This window comes from Azospirillum rugosum (genome assembly GCF_017876155.1).
Lineage (GTDB): Bacteria > Pseudomonadota > Alphaproteobacteria > Azospirillales > Azospirillaceae > Azospirillum > Azospirillum rugosum.
In genome coordinates this window covers 1-11,835 of record NZ_JAGINP010000009.1, presented here as the reverse complement: position 1 = coordinate 11,835, position 11,835 = coordinate 1, and the positions used below count along the sequence as shown (strand labels likewise).

Annotated in this window: 12 protein-coding genes and 1 pseudogene; 12 read left to right on the top strand and 1 reads right to left on the bottom strand. The window is 71.2% G+C overall.

The genetic code is table 11. The features are described from left to right. Nucleotides 1-9 precede the first annotated feature (9 nt). From J2851_RS13575 to J2851_RS36545, 12 genes are read left to right on the top strand one after another with little or no spacing between them, the layout of a single operon-like run. The gene (locus tag J2851_RS13575; RefSeq protein ID WP_209766826.1) at nucleotides 10-1,464 is read left to right on the top strand and encodes a type IV secretory system conjugative DNA transfer family protein; all 1,455 of its coding nucleotides are present in this window, start codon (nucleotides 10-12) and stop codon (nucleotides 1,462-1,464) included. A gap of 14 nt (nucleotides 1,465-1,478) precedes the next feature. Beyond that, nucleotides 1,479-1,820 carry a hypothetical protein gene (locus tag J2851_RS13570; protein WP_209766825.1) on the top strand — a complete coding sequence of 114 codons (342 nt, stop codon included), beginning with the start codon at nucleotides 1,479-1,481 and terminating at the stop codon, nucleotides 1,818-1,820. Then, on the top strand, nucleotides 1,817-2,887 hold the full coding sequence (locus tag J2851_RS13565) for a CpaF/VirB11 family protein (protein WP_209766824.1): 1,071 nt from the start codon (nucleotides 1,817-1,819) through the stop codon (nucleotides 2,885-2,887). Before J2851_RS13570 ends, J2851_RS13565 begins: the two co-directional genes overlap by 4 nt. Then, a complete protein-coding gene (locus J2851_RS13560) occupies nucleotides 2,871-3,161 on the top strand; it encodes a hypothetical protein (protein ID WP_209766823.1) in 291 nt (96 codons plus the stop codon). Before J2851_RS13565 ends, J2851_RS13560 begins: the two co-directional genes overlap by 17 nt. 3 nt (nucleotides 3,162-3,164) lie before the next feature. Beyond that, nucleotides 3,165-3,485, top strand: coding sequence for a VirB3 family type IV secretion system protein (locus J2851_RS13555; protein WP_209766822.1), 321 nt, complete (start codon nucleotides 3,165-3,167; stop codon nucleotides 3,483-3,485). Nucleotides 3,486-3,507: 22 nt separating this feature from the next. Continuing rightward, nucleotides 3,508-5,979 carry a conjugal transfer protein TrbE gene (locus tag J2851_RS13550; protein WP_209766821.1) on the top strand — a complete coding sequence of 824 codons (2,472 nt, stop codon included), beginning with the start codon at nucleotides 3,508-3,510 and terminating at the stop codon, nucleotides 5,977-5,979. Then, nucleotides 5,976-6,890 carry a TrbJ/VirB5 family protein gene (locus J2851_RS13545; protein WP_209766820.1) on the top strand — a complete coding sequence of 305 codons (915 nt, stop codon included), beginning with the start codon at nucleotides 5,976-5,978 and terminating at the stop codon, nucleotides 6,888-6,890. Before J2851_RS13550 ends, J2851_RS13545 begins: the two co-directional genes overlap by 4 nt. 3 nt (nucleotides 6,891-6,893) lie before the next feature. Further along, on the top strand, nucleotides 6,894-7,085 hold the full coding sequence (locus J2851_RS13540) for a hypothetical protein (RefSeq protein ID WP_209766819.1): 192 nt from the start codon (nucleotides 6,894-6,896) through the stop codon (nucleotides 7,083-7,085). 6 nt (nucleotides 7,086-7,091) lie between these two features. Then, complete coding sequence (locus J2851_RS13535; protein ID WP_209766818.1) at nucleotides 7,092-8,384, top strand: type IV secretion system protein; 1,293 nt, start codon at nucleotides 7,092-7,094, stop codon at nucleotides 8,382-8,384. After that, on the top strand, nucleotides 8,384-9,154 hold the full coding sequence (locus tag J2851_RS13530) for a hypothetical protein (protein ID WP_209766817.1): 771 nt from the start codon (nucleotides 8,384-8,386) through the stop codon (nucleotides 9,152-9,154). Before J2851_RS13535 ends, J2851_RS13530 begins: the two co-directional genes overlap by 1 nt. Next, nucleotides 9,151-10,110 carry a TrbG/VirB9 family P-type conjugative transfer protein gene (locus J2851_RS13525; protein ID WP_209766816.1) on the top strand — a complete coding sequence of 320 codons (960 nt, stop codon included), beginning with the start codon at nucleotides 9,151-9,153 and terminating at the stop codon, nucleotides 10,108-10,110. Before J2851_RS13530 ends, J2851_RS13525 begins: the two co-directional genes overlap by 4 nt. Then, nucleotides 10,107-11,114 (top strand): TrbI/VirB10 family protein, encoded by a 1,008-nt coding sequence (locus J2851_RS36545; protein ID WP_209766815.1) that lies wholly within the window; start codon nucleotides 10,107-10,109, stop codon nucleotides 11,112-11,114. The genes J2851_RS13525 and J2851_RS36545 overlap by 4 nt, the downstream gene beginning before the upstream one ends. 455 nt (nucleotides 11,115-11,569) lie before the next feature. On the opposite strand, the pseudogene J2851_RS13515 reads toward J2851_RS36545, so the two are convergent. Further along, nucleotides 11,570-11,835, bottom strand: a pseudogene (locus J2851_RS13515) (hypothetical protein); the annotation flags it as partial.

Here is an 11,835-nt window from a genome sequence, read left to right as displayed (position 1 = left end):
GAGGCGATCATGGCGGCGGAGTCCTCCATCTTCCTCGGCGCCTGGGGCCGGCATCTCCTGCGCGAGCGCACCATGCAGCCGGTGCTGATGATCGGGCCGACCGGCTCCGGCAAGACGACCACCGGCGTGGTGCCGACGCTGTTCGAGGGCTGGCGCGAGAGCGCGGTGGTCTGGGACTTCAAGGGCTCGCTGGTGCGCGACACCGGTGCGGCGCGCGAGCGGTTCGGCGACGTCGTCGTGCTCGACCTCGCCCGCGAGGGTGGTCCCCGCTACAACCCGCTGATGGCCGTGCGCCCGGCGCCCTTCCTGGTGCCCGACTGCCAGCACGCGGCGCGCATCCTCACCGAGGGCGAGAAGGAGGGGCACTGGCGCAACGCCGCCTTCTCCTATTTCACCGGCGTCTTCGTCTACCTGCTCACATCCGCGCCGGATTCCGAGAAGTCCCTGGCGGGGGCCCGCCGGCACATCCTGCTCGGCGACGAGGGGCTGAAACTGATGCTGCGCGACGGCGTGCACCCCACCGCCCAGCGCGCCGCCCAGGAGCTGTGGGACAAGAGCGTCGCCGTCGCCGAAACGGACGCCGGGGAGCCGCAGGCCAAGAAGGACGGACGGGAGTCCGGCCCGGCCGACAAGAGCCTGCATTACCGCAAGTCGGTCTACGTCACCTGTTCGGTGCTGCTGGCCGAGTTCGAGGACGCCGTGCTGGAGGCGCAGACCGCGGCCAGCGACTTCGCCATCGCCGACCTCGTGGCCGGCGAGCGGCCGGTCACCCTCTACATCGTCGCCCGTCCGCTCGACGCGCGGCGCCTGCGCCGGGTCTTCAAGCTGATCCTGACGCAGATGATCGATTTCCTGACCGTGGACCGCGACCGCACCGACGACGGCCGGGCGCGGCGCTGGCGCCTGCTGGTCGCGCTGGACGAGTTCCTCCAGTTCCGCATGGCCGAGACGGCGGAGTGGATCCGCTACGTGCGCGAGTACGGGATCCGCCTGCTGCTGCTGGCGCAGAGCCTGTGGGAGGTGGAGGAGCAGTACGGCAAGGGGCTCACCGCCAACTGCCGGCTGGTGGTGTTCCGCCCGAACTCCTCGGACGAGGCCGAGCGCATCAGCCGCATGGTCGGCGAGGCCATCGAGGAGGTGCCGACACGCAGTACGTCCCGCTCGGCCTTCGACCTCTTCCCCACCGTCAGCCGCGGCGTGCGGGTGGACCGGCGTCCGGTGATGCCGATGCACGAGGCGCTGGAGATGGGCGAGGGCGACCTGATCGTCTTCGGCTACGGCAAGCCGATTCGCGGCGCCCGCCTGCACCCCTACGCCGATCCGCGCTGGAAGGGTCTCTACGGCCCGCCGGCCAACGCCTGGCTGCCGAAGGCCGGCGCCAACCGCTGGTTTGGCGAAGCCCTTCCACCCACCGGAGACCATCCACGTCCGGTGCGCCCCTCGCGCCGCCGGACCATCGTCTGAGCAGGACCGATGCCATGAGCGACGACACCGGTATGCGCAAGCTTCGCCACATCTCCGCCCGCATCCCCGCGGCGCTGGCCCGCCAGATCGAGATCGTCCAGGAGCGCCACCGGCTGCCGCATTTCAGCGACGCCGTGACGCTGGTCATCGACCGCGGCCTCTCGGCCATCGCGCGGGCGAAGGTGGAGGAGGAGCAGATCGAGGCGACGATCCTGCGCATCGAGGACATGACGGTGACGGCGCTCGCCATGCTCAACGTCGCCCACGAGCTCGACCCCGAGGCCGTCGCCGAGACCCGCAAGAGCATCCTCGATGAATGGGAACGCCGTGGCCGGCGTCGCGGGGGTGCGGCATGACCGAACTGGTGGTCATCGACGAACCGGCGCGGCGCGAGATGCTGCTGCTGGCTTTGCGCCGGCTGATGGACGAGCTGTTCGGCGATCTGCTCACCCGAGAGGACGTCGCCAACGTCCTGGTGCTGCCGCCGTTGCGCGGCTCCAGCCGCTGCCGTGTCGTCGTGAAGAACGGACCGTCCCCCGAGTTCGTGCGCGAGGCCGACCCCGACCAAGTACGCCGCCTCCTGGCGTACGTCGCCGGCTTTCAGCGCAAAGAGCTGCGCCGCGACCGCCCGACGCTCGACGTCACCCTGCCGGAGACCGGCGAGCGCATCCACGCCGACATCGAACCGGTCACCACCGGCCCCGCCTGCTCGATCCGCAAGCCCTACCGCGGCCGCATCACGCTCGACGACTGGGTGGCCTCCGGCGCCGCGACAACACTCCAGGCGCGGATCCTCCGCCGGCTGATCGCGGAGCGCCGCACGGTGGTGATCGCTGGCGACGTGGACACCGGCAAGACGACGCTGCTGCGCGCCTGCCTGGAGGAACCGGCCTTCCGGGACGGCCTGCCGGCGGTGCTCCAGGACCCTTATGAGTTCGAGCCGCCGTGCCCGCACGCCTACGCCATGGTCGCCGACCCGTGGGCCGACCCGCCGGTCACCCTGGAGACGCTGGTCGCCAACGCCCTGCGCGTGCCGATGACGCACCTGGTGCTCGGCGAGGTGCGCCGGGCCGAAGCGCGGCAGATGGTGGTCGGCTGGACCACCGGGCACCCGGGGCTGTGCACCGTGCACGCCGGTTCCGCCTGGGACGCGCTCGACCGCATTGCGCAGATGGTCGGGCTGGGCGGCATCACGATGGACGCCCTGCAGATGCGCTGGATCGCCAAGGCGGTGCACGCGGTGGTGCACCTCGCCCGCGACGGTAACGGCAAGCGCTTCGTCAACGAGATCGTGCGGGTCGAGGGCTTCGACCCGGCCGTGGGCTTCGTGCTCCGGCCCCTGGTGTGGGCCGGGGACGGGGAGCCGGGCGCCATGGTGGCCCCGGCGCAGGATCGTGGAGGTGGGAATGCGGAGCTTTCGTGAGGCGCGCCGGGCGCTCGCCCCGGCGCTGGTGCTGGCGTGGACGGCGCTGCCGGCGCACGCCCAGGTGATCGCCAACCTCGGCGCCGAGCTGCTGTCCTGGCAGGCGGTGTTCGACGCCAACTTCGTGCCGATTGCGGTGACCGCCGGGCTGCTGCTGGCGCTGATCGCGGCGATGTTCTCCCGCATCGCCGGCGTGGTGGTGTTCATCTTCACCGTCGCCGGCGCCGCGGCCTACGGCATGCGCGACGCCATCGTCGCGCTGGCGGGGGTGTGAGCCATGCAGGCCCCGCCGCTGCCCGAGGGGTGGGAGAAGCCGGTGCGCCGCACCTCGGTGCGGCCGACGAAGATGCCGCTCGGCGTGCCCATGGAGCTGCTGGCCATCGCCATCTGGCTGGCCGCAGAGCTGTGGCTGGCGCTCGGCGCCGTCCCCCAAGCGGTGGCGGGGTTCCTGCTGGTCTTTCTGGCGGCGCGGTATCTCACCCGCCGCGATCCCTGGTGGCTGGAGATCGTCCGCCAGAACACCTCGGCGTGGCTGCTGCGGGCGCTGCGCACCCGCGGCCGCTCGCTCCGCCTCTCATCCTACCGCGCGCCCCGCTGACCGGAACGAGGACCGCCTTTCCATGCTCGACCTGACTGCCTTCAACGACGGCTTCGACGCTCTGTCCCGGCACCTGCCGTGGGACTGCTTCGTGTGGCCCGGCGTGGTGCTGCTGGAGGAGGACGGCGCGCTGATGGCCGTCGTCGAGTACGGCGGGCGCGACCAGGACGCCCAGGATCCGGCCGAGCGGATGCAGACGGCGCTGGCCGCCGGCAACGTGCTGTTCCCCTTCACCGGCGGCTGGACCTTCCACTTCGAGATGCAGCGCCGCTCCGCTGACGGCTACCCGCGCTCGACCGGCGCGCATCCGGTGTCCGAGCTGATCGATCGGGAAAGGCGTGACCGCCTCGACGCCGCCGGCCGGCAGTTGCGCACGCGCACCTTCGTAGCGATCACCTACACGCCGTCCCGGCCGGCCACGCGCACCGTGGCGTCCTGGTTCACCCGCAACCCGCCGGAACGCGCCCGGCCGGACGTCATGCGCGATCACGTCGAACCATTCCGTCAGCTCGTGCTCCAGTTCGCCTCGCTGCTCGGCCGCGCGGTCGGGTGGGCGCGCATGTTGGACGACGACGGCGTGCAGACTCTGCTGCACAACTGCGTCTCGCCCATTCACCAGACCTACGTGGCGGCACCCGACATTCCGGGCTTCCCGATCAAGGCCAACCTCGTGGACGTCGGCTTTGTCCCCGGCTCGTTCCCGGCCTGGAGCAACGGCGGTGCCGCGTGGCACGTACGGGTGATCGGCATCGGCGGCTATCCCAGGGCCAGCCATCCCGGCCTGCTCAACGCCCTCGACAAGCTGCCGTTTCCATTCCGCTGGTCGGTGCGCTTCGAGGCGATGGACCACGTCCAGGCGCGCGGCGTCTTCTCGGCGCTGTGGCGCAAGCACGACGACACCTCCTACGACTGGCGCTCGGTGCTGCTGCGCGCCGTCGGCGGCTACGCCGCCCTGCGCCACGATCCGGTCGGCGTCATGGAGGCGCTGGAGGCCGAGGCCGCGCGCCTGGAGGCCGAGCAGGCCGGCACCAGCTCCGGCTGGATGACGCCCACCGCCGTGCTGTGGGGCCGCTCGGTGGAGGAGGTGGAGGAGCGCCGGGACGAACTGGTCAAGGCGCTGCGCACGCTGGGCTTCACCGTCATCGAAGAGACCTGGGGGGCCGAGCGGGCGTGGTACGGCACGTTGCCCGGACACGTGCGCCCGAATCCCCGCAAGGTGCCGCTGACCCAGGTCCAGCTCGCCGATTTCCTGATTCTCTCTTCCGCCTGGGGCGGGCCGCAACGCAACCCGCACCTCAAATGCGATCCGCTGATGCAGCTGGAGGCCGAGGGCGGCACGCCGCTGAGGCTCGACATCCACCAGGGCCAGGACGGGGCGGCGCTGGTGATCGGCCCGCCGCGCACCGGCAAGTCCACCGTGCTCGCCTTCAAGGGGCATCAGTTCCTCGCCCGCGTTCCGAACGGGCGCGTCGTGTGGATCGACGTGGACGCCACCGAGAGCACCAGCCTTGTCGCCACGTGGGCGGCCGGCGGCGAGTTCCTGTCCATGGGCTCCGGCGACGGCGCGCTCGGCGACCTCGCCTTGCAGCCATTGGCCGACGTGGACACGGCAAACGGCTTCGCCTGGGGCCATGGCTTCGTCATGGACCTGCTGCGCCTCCAGGGCGTGCTGGCGCCGGGCAACCTGTCGGGCGCGCAAGCCGGCGACGCGGTGGACGCGGCGCTGCACCTGCTGGCCGTCTCGCCGGTGCCTGAGCGCACGCTGTCGCACCTCGCCCATCTGGTGCAGGACAACGCCGTCCGTGTGGCGCTGGAGCCCTACTGCCGGGGCGGTCCCTACGGCGATCTCGTCGATGCGGCGGAGGACCGCTTCCTCGGCTCCGCCTGGACCACGGTGGACATCGGCGCGCTGATCGACCGCGGCCCGGGTGCAGCCCCCGTGATCAAGGCGCTGTTCCGCCGCTTCTACCGGCTGTTCGAGGACGGCCGGCCGACCCTGTTCCTGGTGGACGAGGCGTTCAAGGCCTTGAAGCACCAGCCGGCCGAGCTGGACGAGCTGCGCCGGCGCGGGCCGAAGAAGAACGTGGCGCTGGTGCTCGCCACCCACCAGCTCGACGACATCGAGGGCTCGGCCATCGCGGCGATGCTGAAGACCATCCAGGTCCTGGTGCTGCTCGCCGACCCGAACGCCGCCAAGCGCTCCATCCTGCGCGACTGGGGGCTGAACGCCACGCAGGCCGGGCAGGTCGCCCGCGCCATGCCGCGCCGCGACGTCTTCTTCAAGACGCCCGAGGGCAGCCGGCTGGGGCAGCTGACCCTCGATCCGGCGGCGCTCGCCGTGTGCGGCTGCGGCGGGGCCGCCCACAAGCGCCGTGCCTTCGAGCTGATGGCCGAGGTCGGGCCGCCGCGCTTCGCCGCCGAATGGCTGCGCCGCCATGGCCTCACCGAGGCCGCCGACACCCTGGAGACGCCTTATGAAGGAGAGACACTATGAGGATCAGGACTCTGCGCGCCGCCACGGCGGCGGTCGCCATCACGGTCGGCCTGACCGCCGGCCCACCCCCGGCCCATGCCTTTCTGGGCGGGCTGCTCAACAGCTTCTTCGGCGGTGGTGGCGGAGGCGGCTGCTTTTCCGAGAAGAGCGACGGGCTGTTCGGCACCGCGCTGTCGGCGGTCGTCGGGTACGTGACCGGCGGCCCCGCCGGCGCCGTCGTCGGGGCCGGGTCCAGCGTGATGGAGAACGGGACGGGCGGCGGAAACAAGGCGGCCGGATGCCCGATCGTGGAGAGCCGGCCGCGCATCGTCGAGGAGATGGTGCAGCGCCAGGAGGTCGAGATCATCGCGCAGACCGCCCACATGCTCACCCAGATCGACAACATGGTGCGCATGCGCGCGCTGTCCGGCGCCGACACCGGCGGCGCCGTGGCCGCACGGCTTAGCGATGCCCGGCGCGCGGCCGGCATGGTCGAGCGCGTGCTGTGGAGCCTGGACGGCGTCGGCCGGCAGTTCGCCGACCTCTACCCCGACGCCCTGCCCGAGGACATGAGCGCAGCGGCACTGGCGGAGCATCAGGCCGAGCAGGCACGCCTCGCCCGTGCCGCCAGCCGCGCCAGCAAGCTGGTCTCCGCCGACGTGATGACCGGGGTCGAGGACTACCCGGCGCGCGCCCGGGATCTCATGGCGGCGCTCAAGGCGTGCCAGGGCCAGACCTGCGCCATCGACGCCGGCACCCAGGCGACGCTGCTGAACGCCGAGATGGCCGGGCAGCTCCTGATGATGCAGGCCGCGCATTACCGCGCCGCCGAAGCCCAGCTCGACTACGAGCAGGCCGCCGTGGAGCGGGCGCGCCAGCATACGCGCCTCACCTGGCGCGGCCTCGACACCTACACCGCGCCGGGGAGCTGAGCCATGACGCCGCGGCAGATCCTCCTCGCCCTGGGCATGATGCTGCTCGTCGCCGTCACCGCCACCGTGGCGCTGGTGCTTTACGTCCGCTCCGACGATGGCGCCTCCACGCTGGAGCGCCTGGAGCGGGATCCCTCCTGGCGCGGCATCGCGGCCTACGGCTCCGTGGTGCCGCTGCCGGCCAACCGGAGGTGAGCGGCCATGGACGTCAGCGCCCTGTCGGTCGCCCTGCACCAGCTCACCGCCGCCGTGGTCACCGGCCTGGGCCTGCTCGGGCCGGACGTGCGGGCGGCGTTGCGCATGCTGATGATGCTCTCTTACACGCTGGCGCTGCTGCTCTGGCTGTTCGAGGGCAAGGCGGCGGTGCACGGCCCCTTCCTGCGCATGCTGCTGAAGTTCGCCGCCATCGGCGCCCTGGTCGAGTGGTTCCCGGCCGGGTCCGCGGCGCTGATGCAGGCGGCGGCCCGGCAGGGCCTCAGCCTCGTACCGGGCGGCGGCTTCTCGCTGGACGATCCCGGTTACATCGCGCACCTCGGCATCCAGGCGGTGATCCCGCTGATGCTGCGCGTCAAGGAGATGCTGGGGCCGATCGACTTCTTTCTGAACTTCGTCGAGATCGTGCTCTTCCTGCTCGCCGCGCTGGTGGTGATCGTCAGCTTCTGCATCCTGGCGATCCAGGTGTTCCTGGCCTTCCTGGAGTACCGGCTGCTGTCGCTGGCCGCCTACCTGGCGATCCCCTTCGCGGTGCTGGGGCCGACCAGCTTCGTCGCCGAGCGCGCCATCGGCTACATCGCCGCCACCGCGCTCAAGCTGCTGGTGCTCGGCTGCATCATTGCCATGTGCGGCACGACGCTGCTGGCGTTGACCTTCACCGGCACGCCGACGCTGGCCCAGGCCTTCGGGGTGGCGGTGCTGTCGGCGGCGATCTTCGTGCTGGCGATCAAGGCGCCGCGCGCCGCCGCCGGTCTGGTGAACGGCGGCCCGGTGATGGACGGCGTCACGGCGCTGGCAGCACTCTGGACCGCCGGCTGGTTGGGTGCGCGCACGGTGGCGGGGGCCGCCGCGGCGACGTCGGGCGCACCCGGCAGCCTCGCCGTGGGCGCTTCGGCGGTCTGGGGTGGTCTGCGGTATGCCACGGCCGGCGCCCTGTCGGCGGTCGGCAGCGGTGCCGGTGACGACGGCGCTGCCGCCAACGCCGCGGCCGGTCGCCGCTATCCGGCGGGCCGCTTCGGCGGATCGCGGGCCTCGGCGCCACGCGACAGCGGCTGGGACCAGCCGATGAGTGCCGCTCAGCGCAGCGAGCTCGACCGGCTGGCCGCTGGCCGGCCCTACGACCCGGACATGACGCGTGGGCAGGCCAGCCGCCTGATCGAACAGTGGGGCGGCGATCGGTCCTGGTACGCCGGCCCGCAGGCGGACCGCCCCGCCGACCCGCCGGGCAACACCGACGGCCGCCCCGCCAACCGTCCGAAACGCAACGAGGGAGAGGCGTGATGAAGGAGCGCGTCGTCAACGTCTACGACCCACCGGCGGCGGCCGTGCCCGACAGTGCCAAATACCTCGCCGCCATGACCTACCGCGCCAGCCGCGAGGCCAAGGCGCTGCGCCTGAAGCGCTGGTATTTCGGCCTGGCGGTGCTCGGCCTGTCCTGGGGCGGGCTCATGACCTGGGACAACCTGCGCATCGCCGGCAAACTGGTCGAGATCGCCCAGTACAAGCCGGTCTACCGCGTCGAGCAGGCGATGGATGGCCACCAGCGCCTCGTGCTGCTGGACAACACCCTCACGGTGTCCAAGGGCGCCCGGATCAACGCGGTGACGTGGTTCGTGCGCTGGCAGCGCCAGATCGGCACCGACCCGGTGGTGCTCGCCAGGGACCGCGCCGCCGCCCGCGCCCGCCTGGTTGGCGGCGCCGAGCGCAAGTGGGACGCCGTGATGGCGGCCGACCTCAACCCCGCCGAGGGCTGGACGCGCGACGTCGCCGACGTCCGTGTCCAGGAGCGCGAGGCTGACCCGAAGACCGGCATGTCCGCCTTCTACGTCGTGTGGACGGAGACGGTGTACCGGGACTTTAAGCCGCGCTCGAAGACGCTGATGAGCGCCGCCGTGGTCACCGTGGATGGTCCCTCACGCGACGGTGCCTTGGACGGCGTGTCGATCTCCGGCTTCTCCGAGCCCAGCGGCACGCCTCTGAAGACGGAGCCGAAGGATTCCTCGAAACCAATCCCACATGCCTCGCCCGAGACGACGGAACCCCAGCCATGAGACTCCCTGTTCCCCTGCTGGCGCTGCCGCTTCTGGCCGCCTGCGCCACCGACACGACACCGTTGGATACGGCGGTGGAGGCCCCGGCGCCCCGGACCTACACGACGGCCGACCTGCGCATTCCCCAGACGCAGATGGAAAAGGAACGGCGCGAGAAGCCGGCGCCGCGCCCATCGCGCGCTCAGACGCGCAACTGGGTCGGGCAGGCCAACGAGGCGGCGCTCGACCTGCCGACGCTGACCTGCTTCAAGGGCAAGAGCTGCGAGTACTGGTACCAGAGCGACCTGCAGTACCTCGTCTACATGGCCGAGGGGAATCAGACGCTCGTCTGCCTGAAGCCGGGCGAGGTGGTGCGCGACATCGTCGCCCCCGGCGCCCAAGTGTGGATTCCCCACCAGCCCTACAGCTTCGGCAAGGGCGCGCAACGCACCGAGTGCATCGCCTTCATGCCACGCCGCGCCGGCCTCAACCAGCAGATCTCGATCTTCACGAACGAGCGCAAGTACGACCTTAACGTCGAGACGCACAGGCGCACCCATCACGTCGAGGTGCGTTGGCGCTACCCCGAGGACTATCTGGCGACACTCAACGGGCAGGCGGCGGCCATCTCTGCTACGGTCGCCGGCGACCGGCGGGACCGCACCACCGAGCTGGCCTACCGGGACCGGCGCTGCACCTACGCGCTCGACGGCGACACGCCCGAGTGGCGGCCGGTGCCCACGGCCGACGGCCAGCCGCCGGTGTGCGACGACGGCGAGGTGACGGTGATCAACTTCACGCCCGGCGCGCTCGGTGCCTACGGCGCGCCGATCCTCTGGCGCATCGGCGCCGACGGCACCCGCATCCCGGTCCAGTACGGCCGCATGAACGCCACGTACCGCGTCGCCGGCATCCACGATCACCTGCTGCTGGCGCTCGGCGCGCAGGAGGTGCACATCCGGAGGACCCGCCCGTGACCCCGACCAATGACACCCCGCCGCTTCCGCCTGCGGATCCGCTCGCCCGGCATCAGGTGCTGACGTCCGGCCCCCATGTGCTGCGCATTCTGCTGACAGGCGCCGTTGTGATCGGGCTTGGCTTGGCGGCCTATATGCTGGGCCGCAGCCAAAGCTCCGGCATGCCCAAGGTGCTGGGCAGCCTTGAACTGCCGCGCGGCGAGCCGAAGCTGCCGGGTTACGAGGACATGGCGCCGAAGCCGGCTCCGGCGCCACCACCCGCGCCCCGCTTCGAGAAGAAGGACCCGCCGCCTCCGCCTGCACGGCCGCAGGCCAAGTCCGCTCCCAAGGAGGACGAACTGCGCAAGAAGGCGATGGACGCCGGTGTGGGCGGCTGGAGCCGCAAGGAGGAGGGCAGGGGCACCGAGACCGCCACACAGGCCGGCACGTCGGACTTCTCCGCCGTCGGGTCGGAATGCTTCGTACCACCCGGCACGCCCATCCCCTTGCAGAGCGTCAACCGGGTGGTGACCGAGCGCGGCGGCATCCTCACCGCTCGGGTGACGCAGGACGTGTGGGACGCCGGCTTCTCCTGCCTGGCGGTGCCCGCCGGATCGGTGGTGACGCTCGACGTCGGCACCGGTGTGGGCAAGGGGCAGAAGCGCATCGAGGTGGCGAACCCGGTGATCACCCGCCCCTGGCCGCGCAGTGATGCGGTGCGTGTCGCCGCGGTGGGTGCCGATTCCACCGGTGCGGCCGGGCTGACCGGGTCGGTGCAGGTGCCGTGGTTCCAGACCGGGCTGCTTATAGCGGCCAGCACGGCGGTCGATGCCGGCGTGGCGGCGTTGACCGGCGGCGGCAGCCTGATCGGCGGCATCCTCGGCCACGCCATGGACCGCCCCCTCGACAAAGCGGCCAAGGACCTGCTTGACCGGGCTCCGGTCATTACCCTGGATGCGGGCGAACCGGTGATGCTGCTGTTGCGCGGTGGTCTGAGAGCGGACGATTTCGGCCGTGGACGTTAGCTGTATGCGACGCGCACAGTCGGCGTGGTGCGGGCGTTAAGATGGATCCTGTACATGGCGGCTCCTCCTTGGAAGCCGCGGAGTCTGCGGTGGCCGCCTTGGTCATGATCCGCAGCCCATGCTCCTCGTGCTCCGAGGGCGGCTGTGGGGTTGACCCGCTTGGCGGCGGTGATGAACGCGTTGGCGCAGGGAGACGCCCCAACCGCAGTTCCGGCCGTCGAGCGCCGCTCTGAGATGGGCGAGATGGCCCCGGCGGCCGTGGTGTACGCCGCCTGTAGCTGGCGGTTCTGCACAGGCCGGTCACCCCGCGCCAGCTAAGCGCCATTCTCGACGAGCAGACCGAGGAACCGAATGCCAGACGGTGCAGCGATCACCTGCGCAGCAACCTGGAGTCCGTCCACTGTGCGATGCGGAAGCATCCAGGTGGATCGGAAGTGTCTTGCCGTGAACCACGTTCAGGACTTCCGTAGCTCCGGCGTGCAGGCCAGCATCTGCGTGATGGATTCCCGGAACACCGCGGGGGGCACCGGCTTGTGCAAGATCTCGAAGCCGCTGCGGCGGACCTCGGCAATGCGCTCGGGCGCCGTGTCGCCGGACACGATGACCGTCGGCACCTCCCGCCCTAACAGGACGCGGAAAAAGGCTGGGCTCAGCCGGCTGGTCGTGATTCTCTCCGGTCGTGGAGAAAGCGGCCGGCGAGGGAACGATGCGGGGATCGGAC